Annotated in this window: 21 protein-coding genes and 1 tRNA gene; 20 read left to right on the top strand and 2 right to left on the bottom strand. The window is 52.3% G+C overall.

Annotated features, from left to right (window positions below):
* Positions 1-33: 33 nt before the first annotated feature.
* Complete coding sequence (locus tag ACYVIY_RS14400; protein WP_460977061.1) at positions 34-2,712, bottom strand: T9SS type A sorting domain-containing protein; 2,679 nt, start codon at positions 2,710-2,712, stop codon at positions 34-36.
* Positions 2,713-2,892: 180 nt separating this feature from the next.
* Complete coding sequence (gene msrB, locus ACYVIY_RS14395; protein WP_460977060.1) at positions 2,893-3,300, bottom strand: peptide-methionine (R)-S-oxide reductase MsrB; 408 nt, start codon at positions 3,298-3,300, stop codon at positions 2,893-2,895.
* Between the two features lie 185 nt (positions 3,301-3,485).
* Here msrB and ACYVIY_RS14390 point away from each other — a divergent pair, with 185 nt between their 5' ends.
* From ACYVIY_RS14390 to ACYVIY_RS14295, 20 genes are all read left to right on the top strand, one after another.
* Complete coding sequence (locus ACYVIY_RS14390; RefSeq protein WP_460977059.1) at positions 3,486-5,414, top strand: RecQ family ATP-dependent DNA helicase; 1,929 nt, start codon at positions 3,486-3,488, stop codon at positions 5,412-5,414.
* A gap of 166 nt (positions 5,415-5,580) precedes the next feature.
* Positions 5,581-6,447, top strand: coding sequence for an SDR family oxidoreductase (locus ACYVIY_RS14385; RefSeq protein WP_460977058.1), 867 nt, complete (start codon positions 5,581-5,583; stop codon positions 6,445-6,447).
* Between the two features lie 2 nt (positions 6,448-6,449).
* Positions 6,450-7,076: a gluconate 2-dehydrogenase subunit 3 family protein gene (locus tag ACYVIY_RS14380; RefSeq protein ID WP_460977057.1), complete on the top strand. Its 627-nt coding sequence runs from the start codon at positions 6,450-6,452 to the stop codon at positions 7,074-7,076.
* Entirely contained in the window at positions 7,076-8,632 is a 1,557-nt protein-coding gene (locus ACYVIY_RS14375) for a GMC family oxidoreductase (RefSeq protein WP_460977056.1), read from the top strand. Before ACYVIY_RS14380 ends, ACYVIY_RS14375 begins: the two co-directional genes overlap by 1 nt.
* Before the next feature lie 77 nt (positions 8,633-8,709).
* Positions 8,710-10,050 carry a family 1 glycosylhydrolase gene (locus ACYVIY_RS14370; RefSeq protein ID WP_460977055.1) on the top strand — a complete coding sequence of 447 codons (1,341 nt, stop codon included), beginning with the start codon at positions 8,710-8,712 and terminating at the stop codon, positions 10,048-10,050.
* Complete coding sequence (locus ACYVIY_RS14365; protein WP_460977054.1) at positions 10,050-10,835, top strand: alpha/beta fold hydrolase; 786 nt, start codon at positions 10,050-10,052, stop codon at positions 10,833-10,835. The genes ACYVIY_RS14370 and ACYVIY_RS14365 overlap by 1 nt, the downstream gene beginning before the upstream one ends.
* Before the next feature lie 41 nt (positions 10,836-10,876).
* Positions 10,877-10,950 (top strand) — tRNA-Pro (locus tag ACYVIY_RS14360).
* A 330-nt stretch (positions 10,951-11,280) separates the two neighbouring features.
* Positions 11,281-12,732: an anthranilate synthase component I family protein gene (locus tag ACYVIY_RS14355; protein ID WP_460977053.1), complete on the top strand. Its 1,452-nt coding sequence runs from the start codon at positions 11,281-11,283 to the stop codon at positions 12,730-12,732.
* An 84-nt stretch (positions 12,733-12,816) separates the two neighbouring features.
* The gene (locus ACYVIY_RS14350; protein WP_460977052.1) at positions 12,817-13,383 is read left to right on the top strand and encodes an anthranilate synthase component II; all 567 of its coding nucleotides are present in this window, start codon (positions 12,817-12,819) and stop codon (positions 13,381-13,383) included.
* 95 nt (positions 13,384-13,478) lie between these two features.
* On the top strand, positions 13,479-14,465 hold the full coding sequence (trpD, locus tag ACYVIY_RS14345) for an anthranilate phosphoribosyltransferase (RefSeq protein ID WP_460977051.1): 987 nt from the start codon (positions 13,479-13,481) through the stop codon (positions 14,463-14,465).
* Positions 14,466-14,532: 67 nt separating this feature from the next.
* Complete coding sequence (trpC, locus tag ACYVIY_RS14340; RefSeq protein WP_460977050.1) at positions 14,533-15,357, top strand: indole-3-glycerol phosphate synthase TrpC; 825 nt, start codon at positions 14,533-14,535, stop codon at positions 15,355-15,357.
* Entirely contained in the window at positions 15,354-15,998 is a 645-nt protein-coding gene (locus tag ACYVIY_RS14335) for a phosphoribosylanthranilate isomerase (RefSeq protein WP_460977049.1), read from the top strand. Before trpC ends, ACYVIY_RS14335 begins: the two co-directional genes overlap by 4 nt.
* Before the next feature lie 55 nt (positions 15,999-16,053).
* Complete coding sequence (locus ACYVIY_RS14330; RefSeq protein ID WP_460977048.1) at positions 16,054-16,272, top strand: hypothetical protein; 219 nt, start codon at positions 16,054-16,056, stop codon at positions 16,270-16,272.
* The gene (locus ACYVIY_RS14325) at positions 16,269-16,661 is read left to right on the top strand and encodes a type II toxin-antitoxin system VapC family toxin (protein ID WP_460977047.1); all 393 of its coding nucleotides are present in this window, start codon (positions 16,269-16,271) and stop codon (positions 16,659-16,661) included. Before ACYVIY_RS14330 ends, ACYVIY_RS14325 begins: the two co-directional genes overlap by 4 nt.
* 5 nt (positions 16,662-16,666) lie before the next feature.
* Positions 16,667-17,866 carry a tryptophan synthase subunit beta gene (gene trpB, locus ACYVIY_RS14320; RefSeq protein ID WP_460977046.1) on the top strand — a complete coding sequence of 400 codons (1,200 nt, stop codon included), beginning with the start codon at positions 16,667-16,669 and terminating at the stop codon, positions 17,864-17,866.
* 21 nt (positions 17,867-17,887) lie between these two features.
* Entirely contained in the window at positions 17,888-18,694 is an 807-nt protein-coding gene (gene trpA / locus ACYVIY_RS14315) for a tryptophan synthase subunit alpha (protein WP_460977045.1), read from the top strand.
* Positions 18,695-18,711: 17 nt separating this feature from the next.
* On the top strand, positions 18,712-19,320 hold the full coding sequence (hisIE, locus tag ACYVIY_RS14310) for a bifunctional phosphoribosyl-AMP cyclohydrolase/phosphoribosyl-ATP diphosphatase HisIE (RefSeq protein ID WP_460977044.1): 609 nt from the start codon (positions 18,712-18,714) through the stop codon (positions 19,318-19,320).
* Positions 19,321-19,402: 82 nt separating this feature from the next.
* Positions 19,403-19,738: a phage holin family protein gene (locus tag ACYVIY_RS14305; RefSeq protein WP_460977043.1), complete on the top strand. Its 336-nt coding sequence runs from the start codon at positions 19,403-19,405 to the stop codon at positions 19,736-19,738.
* A gap of 109 nt (positions 19,739-19,847) precedes the next feature.
* Positions 19,848-21,215 carry a flavin monoamine oxidase family protein gene (locus ACYVIY_RS14300; protein ID WP_460977042.1) on the top strand — a complete coding sequence of 456 codons (1,368 nt, stop codon included), beginning with the start codon at positions 19,848-19,850 and terminating at the stop codon, positions 21,213-21,215.
* Positions 21,216-21,255: 40 nt separating this feature from the next.
* Positions 21,256-21,633, top strand: coding sequence for a RidA family protein (locus ACYVIY_RS14295; protein ID WP_460977041.1), 378 nt, complete (start codon positions 21,256-21,258; stop codon positions 21,631-21,633).
* Positions 21,634-21,636: the final 3 nt, after the last annotated feature.

Here is a 21,636-nt window from a genome sequence, read left to right as displayed (position 1 = left end):
TCTTTCCTCCTCATTGCATGGCCCATTAACGTATTACTTTCCAATAATCACTTTCTGCGTTAACACAGCATCGCCCGCCTGGAGTTTAAGGAAGTAAAGACCCGTTGGCAACTGACTCATGTCCAGCTGTTCGCTAAGCTTGACCCCTCCTACCCGGAGTGTCTGCTGCCGAAGTGGCTGACCCGCTGCGCTCGTGATGGTTAGGCCAGCTTCTGACACGGGCTTAGCAAAATCAGCGTCGATACGTACCGCACCACTACTAACCGGGTTAGGATACACCGTAAATCGCCCAACGCTGGTGGGTTCTGTAGCCAGGACCGGCGATGGAGGGGGCAATTGAATGCGTAAGTTATCAATGGCCCATCCCCAGCCGTGAGACAATTGGTCGGCAAACAGGCGAAAACGTATCAGGATTTGATCGCCCGCCCGAAAGGCACCGCCCGTACGCAAAATAGGGATGGCTCTGGGTTTATACAGGCTGGGAATGCCGACAGTCGTTGAGTTTCGGTCGTTTTGCGAACCGGTTGTCGTATTGCGGTTATAGGCCGCCAGCCAGTCGGCGTTCGCGTTTGAGTCATAGCCATTGGCTAGCGGTCGCCAGGTTCGTCCGTTGTCGCTGGAGCCTTCTACAACTACATAATCATAGAAATCAGCGCTGCCAAACGTACTACCAGCCTCGCCTGGCTCCACCAGCACAATTTCATCAAAGCGAATCACCGTGCTGTCCGGATTGTTTTTGACCTGAATGGGTGTTCGCAGCACTATTTCGTAGTTACTCTCGTAGGCGTAACTGCTGCCATTTCGGTACGGGTGTTCGGAGTGGATCGCCGGGTCGCTGAAATTAGCGGGTTGCGTAATGCTGAACCCGTAGCTGACAAAGTCACTGGCGGTTGTCGGGCTCTGAAAGTTATTGGCGTATTCCCGTTGAGGAGCCAATAAGGGCACTACGGTCAGTTCGTAAAAGCCCGTTGCCGGACTGACAGCCTGGTTTCGGGCGCGCGATGAGTCTCGCGCAACAATTCGGTATCGGATCACATCGCCTGCTTTTAACGAATTTGCCGGAAAATCAAGTCGATTTCGGTACAGGGCGCTGAACGACAGACTGTCGTCACTCACCTGCGTAGCCTGGCTATACCGTAGCGTCAGGCTGGGCTGCACCACTCCATTGATCTGGTACTCCACGTAAGCCGTGTCAATGCCAGTCGGTCGGTTGTCCGAAATATTGACCAGGATGGGCAGGCTATCGGCTACAGCGGTTGTATAAATGAAATTTTTGGGTGGACTGTAGCGGATAAGGGGCGGAATGTTGTCGGGACCCACTTGCAGGCGGTGATACGTCTGTGCGCCATTTGGCAGCTTACCGGGGTTGCTGAACGTACGGCCTGAGGCATCCTGCACCTGGAAGTAGTACCAGATGTCGCCCTGCGCCTGAGCCGCTGGCAGCACAAAACTATACTCATCCGTTGCACCCACACGCGTTGGGGTTACGGCCGTAAACAGAGTGTCTCGTCCGCTAGGAGCGCCTTTCCGGTAAAAAAATCGAACCGAGCCCTCCACTAACGTCGTATCACTAAGAATCCGGGTTCGAAAGTCTACGTCTCGAATGTCTTCGCCAAGGGCCGTAACCAGCGCATCGTTGTCGTGCAGGACGGAGGTGTTTTTCCACTCCATATCGGAGAAGAAATTAAGCACGAGCGGACCGGGTGAGTGTATCGCTTCGGCATTAGCCAGCTGGGGCGTCATCAGCGAGTTGGTGTCTCCCCGACGATACGTATTCTCATCCAGGTGGTAGATACTCGACCCTGCATCGAAGCTGGACGGTGCAAACAGTTTGGCCCGCTGGCCGGTCCGCTGCCGCAGAATTTGGCCGTTTAAAAACAGGTTGTTTCCCGTCAGTTGGCGGTATAACGCATTCGAGTTATCTGGATACGTATCCGTCGATACGACCAGCCGTTCACCCTGGTTATTCTCGATGAAGTGATCGTAGACCGCAGGCAGACCCGCACCGTATTGACCCAGGTTGCCGCTCACGCCAAAGAAACCGATAAAGCCCAGTCCGTGCCCAATCTCGTGCAAGACGACCGTAACCAGATCGGTTTGCCCGGCGGTCGTTTTGCCGTCAGTACCAAAATACCAGTTGTTGTTCTGGTTGAAATCGGCCGAGATGTCAGGATCGTTGGGGTTGTTCAACTGACGACGGGCAATTTTTTCGGCCAGCGCAATGGCGTAGAAGCCCGTACTTTTCTGCGCCCCATCGGGAGCAAGGCGGTAATCGGTTGGCCCGGCTGACCCTAAGACACCAGGGCTTTGACGCGTCCAGTTGGCCTGAATCCGGATGGGTACCGAAGACACCAGCAGGTTAGACCAGATATCAACGGCGTACTGAAAGGCGGCCTGGGCTTCGGCCGTAAAGCCCGAGTACGTAACAATAAACTGCGAAGTAGGCGCTACGCGAGCCCTGGCATTTTTCCGGGCCTTCATAAACGCTTCGGGAGCGGGTATCTGGGTAAAGGCGTTCTGCTCCGTTTTGTAGCAGATGGTTTTAGGAGCCGCCACTACGTGCATCTGCCGGACAAAGTGCCGATACGTTGCCGACGAAGCCGACTCCTGATTACCGGTTTTTTGCGCCAGCACGAGCGAGTCAGGGCCAACGATCCCAGCCAGCAATAGACCCAGTACCAGCACATGCACTGGCGATTTCACAAAAAGCATACAGACAGTAGAAGTTGTGCAGAACGTGTTGAGAGTTGGAATTCAGCGTTACAAAATCGCCGGTTGTCTAATCGGATGGTCAATAACGAATTGTTCGATTTACTGAAACGGCCTCCGGCTTATTGTATACGTACCGGTACGGCCGTTTGTTGCAGTTTATTGAGTCTAAACAACCAAAATTTAGTTTGCATCCGCCGTACGTTTGAGCACTAGCGAAACCGAGTTCAAACAATACCGCTGACCGGTTGGTGGAGGTCCGTCGTTGAATACATGACCCAGGTGCGCATCGCAGACGTTGCACAGCACCTCCACGCGCGACATGCCGTAACTGTAATCGCTTTCCAGTCGGATGCGCTCCTCGTCGATCGGCTCGGTAAAACTTGGCCAGCCCGTGCCCGACTCAAACTTGGTTGTCGACTCGAACAGCTCCGTTCCGCAGCACACACAGGCGTACAGACCAGGGTCGTGAGCTTCGCAGTATTCGCCCGAGAAGGGCCGTTCGGTACCTTTGCCACGCGCCACCCGGTATTGCTCAGGCGTCAGGATGCTACGCCATTCTTCGTCGGACTTGATAACTTTCTGAATCATAAGGATTGAGATTACGTATTCGAATTGCTTTCCAAGTCTAAACCGCTTTATGATCCAATTTGTCTACGTACCGTTGTAAATTCGCAGACAGAACCTGATTTGTAACGCAGGGGTTAGCATAAGAGAAAACGCGTGAACTGGAAAGAACGCGGCATTCGTTAACCCGTTACGTTCCATTACCTATCGTGACTGTTCGGCAGATTTTACAGCAATTTTGGGGATATACCGCCTTCCGGCCCATGCAGGAGGATGTGGTCAATACGGTGCTGGCCCGGCAGGATACGCTTGTGCTGATGCCAACCGGGGGCGGGAAATCGATCTGTTTCCAGCTGCCGACCCTAGCTATGAAAGGTGTATGCATCGTGGTAACGCCCCTGATTGCGTTGATGAAAGACCAGGTCGAGCAGTTACGTAAACGCGGTATTCCGGCTGCGGCCATTTACTCGGGCATGCACTACCGCGAAATTGACACGACGCTCGACAACTGCATCTACGGCAATACGAAATTTCTGTACGTATCGCCGGAACGCTTACGGACCGAGATCGTTATCGAGCGGGTGAAGCAGATGACTGTCTGTTTGCTGGCCGTTGACGAAGCCCACTGCATTTCGGCCTGGGGGTATGATTTCAGGCCGCCCTACCTTCAGATCGCGGAGTTTCGCGAGTTGATTCCCGATACGCCCGTTATTGCGCTAACGGCCTCGGCAACGCCCGATGTACAGACGGATATTCTGGAAAAACTGGCCCTTCGTACCAGCGACGGAAGCCCGGTTCCGGTATTTCGCCAGACCTTTGCCCGCCCGAACCTATCGTACTCGGCCGTACTGGAAGAAAACAAAGAGGCCCGTTTGCTTCGTATTCTGCAACGGGTGCCGGGCTGCGGTATCGTATACGTCAGGAGCCGACGACAAACCCAGCAGATTGCCCAGTGGCTGTCCCGGCAAGGAATCTCAGCGGATTTTTACCACGCCGGTTTATCGACCCAGCAGCGAGCCGAAAAGCAGGACGCCTGGATACAGGATCAAATCCGCGTGATGGTCGCCACCAATGCGTTCGGGATGGGCATCGACAAGCCTGATGTCCGCGTCGTTGTTCACCTCGACGTACCCGATTCGCTCGAAGCGTATTACCAGGAAGCCGGGCGGGCGGGACGCGATGGTGATAAGGCCTATGCTGTGCTGCTGTATACGAAAGCCGATCTGGAAAACCTGCACTACCGAACCGAGCAGCTTTATCAGCCCGTCGACATGCTTCGGCGGGTGTATCAGGCAGTGGCGAATTATACGGCCGTGCCCGTGGGCGGAGGTGAGTTCACCAGTTACGACTTTGATTTAAACGCCTTCGCGCATACGTTCAAGTTGCCTCCGCAGGAAACCCATTACGCCCTTAAACAGCTCCAACTGGAAGGATTCATTCAGCTCACCGAGAATTATTTTCATCCGTCCCGGTTGTCCTTTGTCTTAGATAACCGCCAGCTCTATGAATTTCAGGTCCTGAATCCGCGCTTCGATTCATTTCTGAAGCTGACCCTGAGGATGTACGGGGGCGAACTGTTTACTGATTTCGTTACAATCTCGGAGTCGGCACTGGCGCGGGCGTACATGATCAATCAGAACGAGATCGAAAGCCTGCTCCAGCAGCTTCACCAGCGGAACGTAGTGATTTACGAAAAACAGAAGGACAAACCCCAGCTTACCTTTCTGACACCCCGCTTCGATGCGCCAACGCTACCCATAAACATCCAGGAGCTAAACCGTCGGAAGGAGTTAGCCACCCGTAAGGTGCAGGCAGCCAGTATTTATACTGAGCACCTGACCCAGTGCCGTACCCGACTGTTGCAGGCTTACTTCGGCGAGAAACCCGGCGAAGCCTGCGGTATCTGCGACAACTGCATCAAAAAGAAGAAAAAAGCAGAAGCCGTACCATCCAGGGTACGTGAACAGGTCCGGGAGTACGTTGCCCTGGCCAACGGACCGGGCGTTTCGCCCAGGCAGCTCGCGCACTACTTCGGACAAACCGACGCGGATATACTGGCCGAAACCGTAAAGCAAATGCTGGCCGAGGAGGAAATCCGCTATACCAAAAGTGGCAATCTTACATTGAATCTGGCTTGATCGGGCCAGATTGACTATTGCAGACGTACTGCTATTCATACAGCCTTATTAAAGAGTCTATAGCCCGTAAATCAGACTTCTTCAGCGGAGTGTTCAACAAAATAATGCGACAGCCAGTTACCCATCAGCATTAGCTTTTGTTACTCACTACTTTGCTCAAGGTGCGATGAATGAATCTGAATTCCGGCCCAAAGCCGAAGACATTTCCGGTCAGCAACTCCCCTATCCGGCCCGCCAGTCGGACATGGACCCGGCCCCCGACAGTGACTTATCGAACTACAAACCAGCGGGCAAGCTTACCGATAAGGTGGCCATCATTACTGGTGCCGATTCAGGTATCGGCCGAGCCGTCGCTATTGCGTTTGCGATGGAAGGGGCGGATGTTGCCATTGTCTACAACGAAAATACCGACGACGCCAAATACACGAAGCGCTTGGTTGAGTCGAAAGGGCGCAGATGCCTAGTCATTCAGGCCGACGTTCGCCAGAAAGCCCAGTGTGCGCAAGCCGTTCAGCAAACGGTCGATACGTATGGTAAACTAAATATCCTGATCAACAACGCGGCTTACCAGATGGCGCAGCAAAAGCTGGAGGACATTACCGAAGAACAACTCCGGCGAACGTTCGACACGAATATTCTGGGTTATTTCTTCATGGCTCAGGCTGCCTTACCCCATTTACACGAAGGGGATGCCATTGTCAATACGGGTAGTATTGTCGGTATCGTCGGCAACCCGATCCTGCTTGATTACTGTGCCACAAAGGGCGCTATTCATGCCTTTACAAAATCGCTGGCCATTCAACTGGGCGAACGTAACATTCGGGTGAACTGCGTAGCGCCAGGTCCTGTCTGGACACCGAATATTCCAGGAACGATGCCCGAGGACGAGGTTAAGAACTTTGGTCACGAAGTGGCGCTGGCCCGACCCGGCCAACCCGAAGAACTAGCCCCGGCTTATGTGATGCTGGCCTCCAGCGACGGTAGTTTCATGACCGGCAGCATTGTAGAGGTGACTGGCGGCAAACTCGGTTAGACATGATTCCGACCGAATACTATCCCGCTGGCACGGTACGTACCCTGCTTACTTCCGATCATGTTACGGCGGCTACGCGTCAGGCCCTGACGGACCGGATAAACTTGCCAGAAAGGCAGCCGCAGTTCTTTTCGGCGGATGAATTTGCCTTACTCCAGGCCATTTGCGACCGGTTGATTCCGCAGCAGGATCGGCCTGTATACATTGATCTGGCCGGTGGCATCGACGAACGGCTAACTCAAAACGAATCGAATGGATGGCGGTACGACACGATGCCGCCCGACCGCGATGCCTATCGCCTGGGCCTGAAAGGCGTTGCTGAAACAGCGATGGCTCTGTTTCAGCAACCTTTTCAGCAACTGTCCTCCGAGCAGCAAGACCAGGTTTTGACTAGTATTCAGACAGCGCAAAGCACCGGTATGAGCTGGGAAGGGTTGCCCGCCGAACGCTTCTTCGAGGAGTTACTGGCCGAAGCGGTTGAAAATTATTACAGTCACCCACTGGCGCAGGAGGAGATTGGCTGCGTAGCTATGGCCGACGTACCTGGCTGGCAACGAATTGGCCTGAATCAACTGGACGACCACGAACCGAGACCCTTATCAGCTGGTCAATCACACCCTACTACATAATGCAGCAGTATTCAATTCATGAACGCGTCGACGCCATTGTGATTGGTACGGGCGCAGGTGGGGCTCCTTTACTGGCGCGTCTGGCCAAAGCCGGTTTGAAGGTGGTTGCCCTGGAAGCGGGTAAGCGCTGGAAACCCATAGACGACTTCCCTACCGATGAGCGGGCGCAGTCGAAACTATTCTGGAACGACGAACGCCTGAGCGCCGGTACCGATCCGTTACCCTTTGGTAATAACAATTCAGGCACGGGTGTCGGAGGCTCTACCCTGCATTATACCGCGTACACGCCCCGTGTCCAACCCGACGACCTTCGCATCCGCACCGAATTTGGCGTGGGCGAAGACTGGCCTATTGATTTCAACGACATTGAGCCTTATTACAACGAGATTGAGCACTTTTTAGGCGTTTCTGGTCCGGCGCAGTATCCGTGGGGGCCCGCTCGAAAACAGGCCTATGCCCTTGGGCCGCTACCGGTTAATGGAGCAGGGCAGTTGATGGAACGCGGTTGTAAGGAGTTAGGCATTAAAACCTCTCCGGCAGCAAACGCAGCGCTATCCGCCGGTTACTACCGGGAAGGTGTTGGCCACCGCCCCGCCTGCACAAACCGGGGATTCTGTCAGGCCGGCTGCAACACGGGTGCCAAGGCGAGTATGGACGTAACGTACATTCCGCTAGCCATACATTACGGCGCTGAAATTCGTCCCGAAAGCTTCGTAACGCAACTGGTAAAAGATTCTTCGGGACGAATCAGCGAAGTCGTTTACATACGTAACGGACAGGAAGAACGTCAGCGGTGCCGATACGTTTTTCTGTGTGCTGGTACGGTAGAGACCCCCAGATTGCTGCTACTGAACGGCCTGGCGAATAGCAGTGGTCAGGTTGGCCGTAACATCATGGCTCACACCGCTCTGCAAATTTGGGGCGAGTTTGACGAAGATGTGCGTCCGTACAAAGGCATACCGGGGGCAATAATTTCAGAAGATACGCATAGGCCTGCCAACGCCGACTTCGCCGGGGGGTATCTGCTGCAATCCATTGGGGTTATGCCCGTTACGTATCTGTCGCAACTGGTGCGGGCCCGAAAACTCTGGGGACAGGATCTAAAACGAGCCGCTTTAGCGTACAACCACGTAGCAGGTATCAACATTTTGGGCGATTGCCTGCCGTACGAACACAATTACCTGGAGTTGTCGGACGAAAAAGACGACCGTGGTCTACCCAAACCTCGTGTATACTTCTCGAATGGCGAGAACGAAAAACGGATGACAGCTCATGCCGACAAAATCATGCGCGATGTATGGGCCGCAGCGGGCGCTAAACACGTCTGGGCATTTCCACGAAATGCGCACGTTATCGGCACCTGCCGGATGGGAAACGATCCGGATCGGGCGGTTGTCAATGCCGAGGGGCAGTCGTTCGATATTCAGAACTTATACATCAGCGACAATTCAACGTTTCCGAGTGCCTTAAGCGTTAATCCTGCCCTAACCATTATGGCCTTGTCGCTACGTACCGCCGACCGATTTCTGGCGCGGCAGAAGCGACTGGACAACTAACTACCAATTTTCATGACCGCGTTCAGTGTCACCCCGACCGGTTCGTCGGTTCGGCAGGCGGATTAATAACCAGCAGCATGGCTAAACACGGATTTTTAGATAATATCAAAAAGCACTTCGGCAACGGTGACTACGATGGTGACCAGTTCGGGGGAGCTCGGGGTCATAATGGCAGCGGTTTACCCGATACCAACCCTAGTAACTTCATGTTCGCCACAGGTATAGAGTGCTCGTATCCAACGATTCAGAACGGCACTGTCCGGCGCGACCAGCTCCGGGAGTGCGGCCACTATGACCGCTGGCGCGAAGATTTAGGCCTTGTTAAAGAAATGGGGCTTAAGGTGCTTCGCTACGGCCTCCCCTATTACAGTATCCAAAAAGGGCCGGGCCAGTATGACTGGAGCTTTGCGGATGAGGTCATGGCCGAAATTAAGCGCTTAGACATCGTCCCGATACTGGATCTCATGCACTTTGGCGTGCCGGACTGGATCGGCAACTTTCAAAACCCTGAGCTTCCCGTTCACTTCGCGGAATACGCCGGAGCCGTTGCCGAGCGTTATCCCTGGGTTCGTTACTATACGCCCGTCAACGAAATCTACGTAACAGCACGTATCAGCGGTAGAGACGGCATCTGGAATGAACAGCTGAAAACGGACCACGGCTTCGTTACGGCCCTGAAACACTGCGCAGCCGCCAGTATTATGGGCAATCAGCAAATTGCCAAGTACCGGAACGACTGCGTTATCGTGCAGAGTGAAAGCGCTGAGTATACGCATGAACTTTGCGCAACTCCCTCTGCCCAAACTGCCCTCGATAACGAACTTCGCTTTCTTTCGCTCGACCTCTTGTACGCAAATCCGCCTTCGGCAACAGTAGCTATGTACATGATGGACAACGGCCTGACGCGGGAAGAATACAACTGGTTTATGGTGGGCAAACCGCCCGGCTACCAAATCATGGGCAACGATTATTACGGACGTAACGAACGCATCAAGCTGCCCGATGGGTCGATCAAAATTTCAATGGACGTACTGGGCTGGTACGAAATCACGAGAGACTACTACGAGCGGTACCACATGCCTGTAATGCACACCGAAACGAATGTGTTTGAAGCCGATCAGGCACCAATCTGGCTCTACAAGCAGTGGACAAACGTCCTGCGCATGCGTCAGGACGGCGTTCCCGTGCTTGGATTTACGTGGTACAGCCTGATTGATCAAATTGATTGGGATTCGCAGCTAGGCGAACTAAACAACAATGTGAATGCCTGCGGTCTGTACGACTTAAACCGTAAACCCAGGCCCGTTGCCCAGGCGTATAAAGACTTGCTAAAAGAATTCGGTCAGATAACCATCGTTCCTTACGGCGAAATGCTGGAGATGACGGATCAGCCCGCTCGTTTAAAAGTAAACGTTTAATGACAACACCCATTAACGGCATTCCGCTGAACGTACTCGAAAGCGGTAGTGGTCCCGTAACGCTTGTTTTCCTGCATTATTTTGGGGGTTCGGCCCTGGAATGGCAGCACGTAACGGCAGATCTATCCAGGTACTACCGCTGCCTTGCTGTAGACCTCCGTGGTTTTGGCGACTCGCAGCCCGAGGGCGGCTTTCCAGCTCATACGACATTCTCCGTTGATGATATGGCCGATGACGTAACAGCGATTATTAGTCAGTTTAACGTAACGCGCTACGTTCTGGTTGGCCATTCGATGAGTGGAAAAGTGGCACTGGCTTTGGCCGCCCGTCAGCCTTCGGGGCTTCAGTCACTGATACTGGTGTCACCCTCGCCCCCAGTTCCCGAACCCATACCAGATGATGAGCGGCAAAAGTTAATCGCGACCTATGGCCAGCGTCCGGGAGCCGAAGAGACCCTCAAAAACATAACCGAAGCGCAGGTATCCAAAGCCGTTCGGGAGCAGATTATCGCCGACGACTTACGAACGGCCAAACCCGCCTGGATGGCCTGGCTAACGGCGGGCAGTTTAGAAGATATTTCGGAACGTATGGCTGGTATCGACGTACCGGTGCACATTATTGTTGGGAGCGAAGATCGGGCCCTACCGCCTGACGTACAACATGAGCTTGTGCTTCCCTACCTTAAAACCGCCACAGTGACTGTTGTTCCAAAGGCGGGTCACTTACTGCCATGGGAGACACCGGATAAGCTGGTGGCCTTCATTACAAAAAAAATTAGCGCTTAATTTTTCAGACATAAACAAAGCCATTACCTTTGCCTACCATTCGGGGTGTAGCGCAGCCTGGTAGCGCGCTACGTTCGGGACGTAGAGGTCGTGGGTTCGAATCCCGCCACCCCGACAAGAACAGGATTAGCGGCCTATGTTCGGGATATAGGGGTTGTGGCCGGGGGCGCGTTCGCCTTCGAATCCCGCCACCCCGACAAGAAACAGAATCTAGTAGCCTACGTCCGAGATTATTGAAGACAATGAAAAATTCGGTTAACAACATGATTTGGTGGTGGCACTCTTCTCATTGGGGATGAGGGTTGCCGCTATTGTTGTTCACCAGCAAACATATACAAGGCTCACCGTCATCCCGGTGAGCCTTATTTTTTGTCGTCTATTTTCCGTTGACCAGCCAGATGACAACAGGCAAATGATTATTAAATGACCATTTAACAACCATACAATGACTACTAGTGCCCCTTCAACCACCTACCGCGTTATCAGCCGCCACAAGCGCATGCTGGCCGACATCATTACGCCGGTTAGTATTTACCTGCGCATCCGCGACCGCTTCCTGAACAGCATTCTGCTCGAAAGCTCCGACTACCACGGTAACGACAACAGCTTCTCCTACATCGCGTTTGATCCCGTTGCCAAATTCTCCTACGTTGTCCAGCCGGGTTCAGCCGGACGGCTAACCATTCAGTTACCTAACGAAACAGAGCAAACCAACGAGCTTCCCGTTGACGGGATGCGCGAGGCTTTGCAGACCTTCAAGGATAGCTTCCAACACGAAAAAGCACCTTTCCCTTTTATCACCAATGGCTTGTTTGGCTATTTTGGATATCCAGCTGTGCAGGGCTTTGAAGACATAAATTTACAGGCCCCTGTACCTACTGAGAATCAAATCCCAGCTGCCGTTTTTACGGTTTATCGCTACGTACTCGCCATTAATCATTTCAAAGATGAACTGTACTTATTCGAGCACAGTTATCTGCGTGAGGGTGAAGCAGAGCCAGAAAGCACATTAGATTACATCAGTGATCTGATCACGGGCCGCAATTACCCTACGTATTCGTTTAGCCCGGCCGGACCCGAGCAATCCAACTTTACCGACGACGAGTTCAGAGCGGTTATCCAAAAAGGTAAAGACCACTGCCAGCGCGGTGACGTATTCCAGATCGTTCTATCCCGCCGGTTTTCGACCCCCTTCATTGGTGATGAGTTTAACGTGTATCGTGCATTACGATCGTTGAATCCCTCTCCCTATCTGTTTTACTTCGATTACGGCAACTACAAGCTTTTTGGTTCGTCGCCCGAATCGCAGATTGTGGTGAAAGATCGTAAAGCCACCATCTACCCCATTGCCGGTACGTTCCGGCGCACCGGGGATGATATTCGGGACGCTGAGCTTGCGCAAAAGCTGTATGATGACCCCAAAGAGTCGGCGGAGCACGTTATGCTGGTTGATCTGGCACGTAATGACCTAAGCCGCAACTGCGACGTCGTGAAAGTCGAAACCTTCAAAGAGGTTCAGTACTACTCGCACGTTATTCATCTGGTTTCGAAGGTTGTCGGCGATTTAACCGAAACGGCCGACCCATTACAGATCGTAGCCGAAACCTTCCCGGCGGGCACGCTTTCGGGAGCGCCCAAACACATGGCGATGAAGTTGATCGACCGCTACGAAAACTTAAGCCGCAGCTTCTATTCGGGCAGCATCGGCTACATGGGTTTCGACGGTGAGTTCAACCACGCCATCATGATCCGAACGTTTATGAGTAAAGATAATACGTTGTATTACCAGGCGGGTGCTGGCGTAGTAGCCAAGTCAGTTGTGGAGAGCGAACTTCAGGAAGTACACAACAAGCTAGCCGCTCTGCGGATGGCCATTGAACAAGCAAAAACATTGTAACGGAGAAAAGGAAGGAAAAGACGAACGGGAGAAGGTACTTCCCCTCGTCCCTTTCTTCCCGCTCCTCCCTGTTCCCTTTAAACTATGAAACTTCTCGTTTTAGATAACTACGATTCGTTTACGTACAACCTCGTTTACATTCTTCGGGAGTTAGGGCAACGGCCCGACGTAATTCGTAACGATAAAATAGCGCTGGAATCCGTTGCTCAATACGACAAAATCATGCTGTCGCCGGGCCCCGGGATTCCATCCGAAGCCGGTATTATGCAGGACCTGGTGACCGAGTATGGCCCAACGAAAAGCATATTAGGCATTTGTCTTGGCCACCAGGGAATCGGTGAAGTATATGGCGCACGACTCGAAAACCTGGGTGACGTACTGCATGGCGTTGCCCACCGAACCACCGTTACTGACCCTGGCGAGCCCCTTTTCGCTGGCGTGCCCGAAGAGTTAACCGTAGGTCGGTATCACTCCTGGACAGTCGTGCCAGACTCGATGCCTGCCGAGCTTAAAACTACCGCCGTAGACGAACATGGCCGGGTTATGGCCTTAGCCCACACTCGCTTCGATGTCCGCGGCCTGCAATTCCATCCCGAATCGGTTTTAACCGAAAACGGCGTTAAAATGCTCGAAAACTGGCTAAAAAAATAAAGACCGGGCTGGCGTTCCAGTGGTTGAGCGAATGAGTGAGTTAGCGAAATTTCAACATTCACTCATTTGCTCAATCACTCATTCACTAATTGACTATGAAAGCAATTCTAAATCACTTATTCGAATACAAACACCTCACGAAAGACCAGGCCCGACAAGTATTGCTAGGCATTGGCCGGGGTGAATACAACGCGGCCCAGATTGCCTCGTTTCTGACGGTTTACATGATGCGGAGCTTACGGCTTGAAGAACTCGAAGGTTTCCGCGACGCCATGCTAGAGCTATGCCTTCCGGTTGATCTGGCAGCTTACGACCCGATGGACCTTTGTGGCACCGGTGGCGACGGAAAAGATACGTTCAACATCTCAACCCTTTCGTCGTTTATAGTCGCTGGCGCGGGTCAATGCGTAGCCAAACACGGTAATCACGGCGTGTCATCACTGGTTGGGTCGTCGACCATCATGGAACGGCTTGGCTATACGTTTACGAACGATGTGGGTGAGCTTCAGCGCAAAATGGAGACCGCGGGTATCTGCTTTTTGCACGCGCCGTTGTTTCACCCGGCTATGAAGAACGTAGCGCCGATTCGGAAAGACCTTGGCGTTAAAACATTTTTCAACGTACTCGGCCCGATGATCAACCCGGCGAAGCCTCAAAAGCAGCTCGTTGGGGTGTTTAGTCTTGAATTGGCGCGATTATATGCGTACCTTTATCAGCAGACAGACAAGCAGTTCATGATTCTGCACGGGCTGGATGGTTACGACGAGATTTCGCTGACAGGCGCCTTCAAAGTAATCAGTAACCAGACCGAACAAGTACTTGAACCTGAGCAGCTAGGTCTGGAAACGTTGACGCCGGAAGCACTGGCCGGAGGCCAAACGTTAGACGAGTCAGCGCAGATATTTATGAACGTGCTCAACGACGAAGCAACCTCAGCGCAAAAGCAGGCTGTTCTAGCGAACGCGGGCATGGCGCTGTTAGCCGCCGGGAAAGCAAAGGGACCGGAGGAAGCCATAGCGATGGCGCGTGAGTCGCTGGAAAGCAAACGGGCGTTGATGAGTTTTAAGAAGTTAATTGGTTAGTACGTTATTCGTAGTCATTACTCGTCATTGTTGTCAGCCGCTGCTGATGGTTAATGACCTTTAGAATATGACAATTTTAGATCAGATTGTTGCTCAGAAGCGAATAGAAGTAGCCCAGCGTAAGGAAACTACACCCACGTCTGTGTTAGAACAAATGCCTGACTTCAAACGGCCGCCAATCTCTGCGCGAGATGCCGTTCAGGATTTCCGGTCAACGGGTATCATTGCGGAGTTTAAGCGTAAATCACCCTCCAAAGGCATCATCAACGATCAGGCCGACGTCGCTGCGACTACGCAGGGTTACGTTAAGGCCGGAGCTGCGGTGCTTTCTGTCTTGACCGACGAGCCATTTTTCGGAGGAACACCTGCCGACTTACAAGCCGCCCGTCTGGCCAACCCTGGAACACCGATTCTTCGTAAAGACTTCATTGTCGATACGTATCAGCTACTGGAAGCAAAAGCGTGGGGTGCTGACCTGGTGTTACTCATTGCCGCCTGCCTTACGCCCGAAGAAGTAGCAGACTTTAGTCAACAAGCGCAAAACTTGGGGCTTCAGGTACTGCTGGAAGTTCACGATGAAGAGGAGTTAGATCGCTCGCTGACCCATACAGTCGATCTGGTTGGCGTTAACAACCGAAATCTTAAAACATTTACGACTTCCGTTGATACGTCGCTCCGGTTGGTCGAGCGCATTCCGGACACCTTCGCCAAAATCACCGAAAGCGGACTGCATGATGCTGCTACCATGATTACGCTGTTCAAGGCAGGCTTTGATGGCTTCCTGATTGGCGAAGCGTTTATGAAAACCCAAGACCCGGCTGCGGCCCTGGCTGCACTGGTAACCGATTTTAAAGATCAAATGCCCACCTTTACAAACTCGTTTACCTCATGAAAATCAAAGTGTGCGGTCTGCGTGATGCCGACAACCTGAGAGAGATTGCCGCCCTTGGTCCTGACTTCGTTGGGTTCATCTTCTACGATCAATCGCCCCGCTTCGTCGGTGATGATCTGGATGTTGATGCGGTGAAAGCCTTACCCCGTTCGATTCGTAAAGTCGGCGTGTTTGTAAACGCCAGTCCGGATTACATTCTGCGGAACGTAAAGAAGTATGATTTTCAATACGTGCAGTTGCATGGTAACGAAACGCCTGAATATTGTCGGAGCCTGCGGAATAGAGGCATCAACATCATCAAGGCATTTCGGGTCGACGAGTCGTTTAACTTTTCGATGTTAAACAACTACAAAGCGCAGTGCGATTTCTTTCTATTCGACGCTAAGGGAGATCAGCCGGGAGGCAATGGCGTAACGTTCAACTGGAGTATTTTGAGTCGGTACGATAACGACAAGCCATTTTTCATCAGTGGCGGCATTGGCCTGGATAACCTCGATCAGCTCGCCCAATTGAAAGGCATGAAGCTGTACGGCGTCGATGTTAACAGTCAGGTTGAAACCTCGCCGGGTGTAAAAGACGTTGTCAAGGTAAAAGAACTCATCACTCGCCTACGGCCAATCGAAGAGGAAGAAGCAGTGTAGTGTTAACTGCAACTACGCCATAGTCAGTTGTGTTAAACCAGAAACGACAACGCTAATGGAAACGACGAAGCACATTGACGATGAAATTCCGCCCATGAAAAAAGGGCAGTTGAACGTTTATAAACCCAGCGATATTAAACGCTGGGGCGCTGAGCGCTTTCTAGAAGCTACTGCAATACGAGAACCGTTCTTACGGGAGTTTCCGGAGTTCACCGAAGAGGAAAACCGGCGTATGGATGAGTTATTAGCCGAGGGAGATAGAGGTGAAGTATGATCTATGACACAAATATTTTAATCGATCACATTCGTAAAAGAAGCTTACCACCTGTTCAAACTATCATTCCAATAGTAGTTGTCGGTGAACTAGAAGCCTTCTCCTTAAAAGCAGACTGGGGTGCTCAAAAGATAGATTTTGTAAAATACCTGGTTGATCGTTATCCGATTGCTGATCTAGAGCCGCTGATTATTCCGGTTTATGCACAAGTTGATGCGTTCAGTCAAGGCAAACTCAAAACGGCTCCTCTCTACTCCTCCGCCCGTAACATGGGTAAGAATGATCTCTGGATAGCGGCTACGGCCTTATACCTGGATATGGAACTGCACACCACCGACAAAGATTTTGATCACTTACCTGCGTTAGGATTACGATTAGTAAAGCACTGATTACAATGCAAACCACAGTTGAACCAACTACCTCCTTCGGGGTATCAGATAAAGGCTTTTATGGCCACTTTGGCGGAGCATTTATTCCCGAAATGCTCTACCCAAACGTTGAAGAACTTCGTCAGAACTATCTTCAAATCATTGCCGACCCGTCATTTCAGGCTGAGTTCTGGCAACTTCTTGAAGATTACGTAGGTCGGCCAACACCGTTGTTTCTGGCGAAGCGCCTGTCTGATCAAATTGGTGCAACCATCTACCTAAAACGCGAAGATCTTTGCCACACGGGTGCCCATAAGGTGAATAACACCATTGGTCAGATTCTGGTGGCACAGCGTCTCGGCAAAAAGCGCATTGTGGCCGAAACCGGAGCCGGACAACATGGTGTAGCAACGGCCACCGTTTGTGCCCTGATGGGTTTAGAGTGCATTGTGTACATGGGCAGTATCGACATGGAACGCCAGAAACCCAATGTCGACCGGATGCGGATGCTCGGCGCAACGGTAGTTCCAGCTACGTCGGGTAGTCAGACGCTTAAAGATGCGACCAACGAAGCTATGCGGCACTGGATCAACAACCCGGTTGATACGCACTACATTATTGGCTCAGTGGTTGGTCCCCACCCTTATCCAGACATGGTAGCCCGCTTCCAGTCGGTCATCTCGGAGGAAGTCCGCAAGCAGCTTCTGGCCAAAGCGGGTCGGGAGAACCCAGATTACGTGGTGGCCTGCGTAGGTGGTGGTAGTAACGCTGCTGGGGCATTCTTCCATTATCTTAACGAGCCGTTGGTACGTTTGGTAGCTGCTGAAGCCGCTGGACAAGGCGTTACGTCTGGTCATTCGGCGGCAACGACTGCGTTGGGTAAACCGGGCGTTTTGCACGGTAGCCGAACCATTCTGATGCAAACTGAAGATGGACAGGTAACGGAGCCGTATTCAATTTCGGCAGGGTTGGATTATCCCGGAATCGGGCCGCTTCACGCGCACCTGTTCGATTCGGGTCGGGGTGATTTTTATGCCATCACCGATGACGAAGCGTTGCAGGCCGGTTTTCAGCTTAGCAAGCTTGAAGGCATCATTCCCGCTCTGGAATCGGCCCACGCCCTGGCCGCTCTTCCCAAAATGAACCTCCGTGCCGACGATGTGATCGTCGTGTGCCTGTCTGGCCGAGGAGATAAAGACCTAAGCACGTATTCAAAGTATTTGTAAATGACGCGGCCCGCGTTACTTATGACACAGGAACTGACCCAAAACCGTATTACGGATCTGTTTGCTCAGAAAAGCGAGCGGATCTTAAATGTATATTTTACTGCCGGATTTCCGAACCTCGGCGATACCGTGACCGTGTTACGTGGTTTGCAGGCCGCTGGTGTTGATCTGGTTGAAATCGGGATGCCTTATTCAGACCCGGTTGCCGATGGCGAAACCATTCAGCAAAGCAACGGTCGCGCTCTGGAAAACGGCATGTCGCTGAAGACGCTGTTTGCGCAGTTAGCTCATTGTCGGCAGAAGGACTCCGACAATCCAGTCACGGTACCCATTCTGCTAATGGGATACATCAACCCGGTGTTGCAATTTGGCATTGAAAACTTTTGTCGGGCCTGCCGCGAAGTAGGCGTAGACGGCGTTATTTTGCCGGACCTGCCGTTGGATTTATACCTGTCTGATTATGCGTCAACGTTCCGGGAATACGGCCTTGTCAACGTTAACCTGATTACTCCCCAAACGTCGGAAGGACGTATCCGCATGATCGATGCGGAGTCAGATGGGTTTATTTACATGGTTTCGTCGGCGAGCATTACCGGTTCGGTCAAAGGAATCAGTGAGCCGATGCGGGCGTATTTCGAGCGTATTCAGGCCATGGACCTGCGTAACCCTCGTCTGATTGGCTTCGGCATCAACAATCACGATACGTTTGATACGGCCTGCCAATACGCGAACGGAGCCATTGTCGGTAGCGCCTTTATTCGTCATCTGGAGCAACATGGCACTTCGCCGGAGAGCATTCAGGCTTTTGTGCAGACGATTCGGGCGTAGCGGCTTACCTTTACAGCATGAATTCCGAAATTAATTTCGATAAATCTCCCGACGGGCTTGTACCCGCCGTTATTCAGGACAAAGTAACCGGCAAGGTTCTGATGTTGGGGTATATGAATCGTGAGGCTTACGACAAAACCCTCGCGGAGAATATTGTCACGTTCTTCAGCCGAAGCAAACAGCGGCTCTGGACAAAGGGCGAAACCTCCAATAACTTCCTGCACGTTAGCGAAGTCCTAGTCGACTGCGACGGCGACACACTGTTAATAAAAGCTAGTCCCGCCGGTCCGGTATGCCATACAGGCGCTGATACGTGCTTCAATGAACGAAATCAGGGACAGGGCCAATTCCTGAATTACTTGCAAGACATTATCCACGAGCGAAAAGTAAATCCAACCGAGGGTTCTTACACGGCGAAGCTGTTTAGCCGGGGCGTCAATAAGATTGCGCAGAAGGTAGGCGAAGAGGCCGTTGAGCTGGTTATCGAAGCGAAAGATGACAACGACGACCTGTTCAAGGGGGAAGCGGCTGATCTGTTGTATCACTTTTTAGTCCTGCTGGAGCATAAGAATATTAACCTCGACGATATTCTGGCGGTGTTGCAAAGCCGTCACCATAAACAATAGCTCCGGGTTTGGGGTTTGTTCGGTGTTGTCAGGTATCACGAAGGTATCTGGGCAGCGCTGCTCACCAAACCTCAAGCTTTTCATGGGTCTCATCATTCGAATTCTTATTAGTGCCGTGGCCGTTTACGTGGCCAGCTTATTCATTCCTGGCGTTTCGGTAACCGGTGGAGCGGGTACCTACCTGATTGTAGCCATTGTGCTCGGTCTGTTAAACGCGTTTATCAAACCAATTTTAACAATACTGACCATACCCATTACCATCTTGACTCTTGGGTTATTTTTGTTGGTAATCAACGTATTGATGGTCTATTTAACCGATTATTTGGTCAGCGGCTTTCACGTAACAGGCTTCATTGCTGCCTTACTCTTTAGCTTTGTCGTATCCATAGTAACCGCGCTGATCGACGCCATCGTTTAGAGCTTAACAAGATCGTGCAGGCCTGCCGACTAGTTTACTGTCGGCAGGCCTCGTTGTTTTTACGGCTCCCAAATTTTACGTAGGTTTCCACAGTTATTCCTACGTACTGATGAGTCATTCCCCCTCCTACGACGTTGTGGTAATCGGTGCAGGCTACGCGGGCCTGACCGCAACGCGTGATTTGTTGAAAGCTGGTAAAAACGTCCTGCTTCTGGAAGCTCAGGGCCGCGTTGGCGGTCGGGTATGGACGCAACGTTTCGACGATGGGTCTTATGTCGATTTGGGCGGAGCCTGGGTTGGACCAACGCAGGATCGGCTTTATGCGCTTGCAAAGGAGTTTAGCGTTGAGACGTTCAAGACCTTTGACGAAGGGAAAAGCACCCAGTTCTTTCGGGGTCAGGTTAAACGCTACAAGGGGTTAATCCCTCCGCTACCGGTTGGGGCGCTACTCAGTCTGGATGCTGCTATCAAAGCACTTAGTAAGCTGTCGAAGACGGTTAACCTTACAGCCCCCTGGGAAACGCCCAATGCTCGGCAGCTTGATTCCATGACATTATCAGCCTGGATGGATAAGCAGATGCGTTTCGACATAGCCCGGCAGTTTTTCAAGATTGCCGCTGAAGCGATCTGGGCGGCCGACCCAGCGGAGATTTCCTTGCTTCATGCGCTTTTCTACATCAAGTCAGGTCGGGATCTGGACACCCTGATGAACGTAAAGAACGGGGCTCAGGAAGAGCGTTTTGTGGGCGGTGCTCAAACCATCGCCGACCGCATGGCCGCTACGTTCCAGGACCGTATTATGTTTAATAGCCCGGTGAAAGCTATTTTACAGGATGATGAGCAGGTGCGGGTTATTACAGAACAGGCTACCATCTTAGCGCAGCGAGTAATTGTAGCCATCCCTCCCACCCTTACGGCCAAAATTGATTTTCAGCCGCTACTTCCCGCTCAACGTGCCCAGTTAACTCAGCGAATGCCGATGGGTTCGGTCTGGAAATGCTACGCGATCTACGACAACCCTTTCTGGCGTAAACAAGGTCTAAATGGATTGGCCGCTACGCCCGATGGACACGTAACGGTTACATTCGATAATTCACCAAAGGACGCAAGCCAGGGCGTGCTGATGGGGTTTGTACTTGGCAACCAGGCCATAGAGTTTTCAGCCTTATCGGATGAAAGCCGTAAGCTATCGGCGCTTCATGCATTTGCTACGTTCTTTGGACCAGAAGCGCTCAAACCCGTTCGTTACCTCGATCATTCGTTCATCAACGAAGAGTGGTCACGCGGATGTTACGCAGGTCTGATGGGCCCGGGCGTGTGGACAACGCTTGGCAAAGCACTTCGAGAACCCGTCGGCCGAATCCATTGGGCCGGTACCGAAACTTCCGACATCTGGAATGGTTATATCGACGGTGCCGTACGCTCCGGTGAACGGGTGGCCATTGAAGTGCTGGAGCAGTTGGGCGACTCTGTTTAACGCGCTTGATCTGTTAGCTCGCTATAAACTAACACGTCCTATGACATGTATCGATACCCTAAATGCCCCGGCCCCCGGAGGCCATTATTCGCAAGCCGTCGTTCACAATGGCCTTGCTTACCTATCAGGAATTTTGCCGATAAAGCCGACCGGTGAGAAGCTTACCAACGCCACTATGGCTGAGCAGACCGAACAGGTGCTGGTCAATCTCGATGCTATACTGCAAGCCGCTGGCAGCCAACGCGAACACGTACTCAAAGTAACCATTTTTGTTTCGGACATTAACGCCTGGGGTACGGTCGATCAGCGGTACGCGCAGTTTTTCGGCAACCATAAGCCAGCGCGTTCGGTGGTGCCAGTGTTACCTCTGCACTATGGCCTCCAGATCGAGCTGGAAGCCATAGCCGTTATTTCCTGAACC

The organism is Spirosoma knui (assembly GCF_054780635.1).
This window is presented reverse-complemented; position numbering and strand designations above follow the sequence as displayed.

Bases quoted from the DNA above. Each gene is read 5' to 3' on its own strand.
- ACYVIY_RS14400 (WP_460977061.1), bottom strand. From the start codon at position 2,712: ATGCTTTTTGTGAAATCGCCAGTGCATGTGCTGGTACTGGGTCTATTG.
- msrB (WP_460977060.1), bottom strand. From the start codon at position 3,300: ATGATTCAGAAAGTTATCAAGTCCGACGAAGAATGGCGTAGCATCCTG.
- ACYVIY_RS14385 (WP_460977058.1), top strand. From the start codon at position 5,581: ATGAATGAATCTGAATTCCGGCCCAAAGCCGAAGACATTTCCGGTCAG.
- ACYVIY_RS14380 (WP_460977057.1), top strand. From the start codon at position 6,450: ATGATTCCGACCGAATACTATCCCGCTGGCACGGTACGTACCCTGCTT.
- ACYVIY_RS14375 (WP_460977056.1), top strand. From the start codon at position 7,076: ATGCAGCAGTATTCAATTCATGAACGCGTCGACGCCATTGTGATTGGT.
- ACYVIY_RS14370 (WP_460977055.1), top strand. From the start codon at position 8,710: ATGGCTAAACACGGATTTTTAGATAATATCAAAAAGCACTTCGGCAAC.
- ACYVIY_RS14365 (WP_460977054.1), top strand. From the start codon at position 10,050: ATGACAACACCCATTAACGGCATTCCGCTGAACGTACTCGAAAGCGGT.
- ACYVIY_RS14355 (WP_460977053.1), top strand. From the start codon at position 11,281: ATGACTACTAGTGCCCCTTCAACCACCTACCGCGTTATCAGCCGCCAC.
- ACYVIY_RS14350 (WP_460977052.1), top strand. From the start codon at position 12,817: ATGAAACTTCTCGTTTTAGATAACTACGATTCGTTTACGTACAACCTC.
- trpD (WP_460977051.1), top strand. From the start codon at position 13,479: ATGAAAGCAATTCTAAATCACTTATTCGAATACAAACACCTCACGAAA.
- trpC (WP_460977050.1), top strand. From the start codon at position 14,533: ATGACAATTTTAGATCAGATTGTTGCTCAGAAGCGAATAGAAGTAGCC.
- ACYVIY_RS14335 (WP_460977049.1), top strand. From the start codon at position 15,354: ATGAAAATCAAAGTGTGCGGTCTGCGTGATGCCGACAACCTGAGAGAG.
- ACYVIY_RS14330 (WP_460977048.1), top strand. From the start codon at position 16,054: ATGGAAACGACGAAGCACATTGACGATGAAATTCCGCCCATGAAAAAA.
- ACYVIY_RS14325 (WP_460977047.1), top strand. From the start codon at position 16,269: ATGATCTATGACACAAATATTTTAATCGATCACATTCGTAAAAGAAGC.
- trpB (WP_460977046.1), top strand. From the start codon at position 16,667: ATGCAAACCACAGTTGAACCAACTACCTCCTTCGGGGTATCAGATAAA.
- trpA (WP_460977045.1), top strand. From the start codon at position 17,888: ATGACACAGGAACTGACCCAAAACCGTATTACGGATCTGTTTGCTCAG.
- hisIE (WP_460977044.1), top strand. From the start codon at position 18,712: ATGAATTCCGAAATTAATTTCGATAAATCTCCCGACGGGCTTGTACCC.
- ACYVIY_RS14305 (WP_460977043.1), top strand. From the start codon at position 19,403: ATGGGTCTCATCATTCGAATTCTTATTAGTGCCGTGGCCGTTTACGTG.
- ACYVIY_RS14300 (WP_460977042.1), top strand. From the start codon at position 19,848: ATGAGTCATTCCCCCTCCTACGACGTTGTGGTAATCGGTGCAGGCTAC.
- ACYVIY_RS14295 (WP_460977041.1), top strand. From the start codon at position 21,256: ATGACATGTATCGATACCCTAAATGCCCCGGCCCCCGGAGGCCATTAT.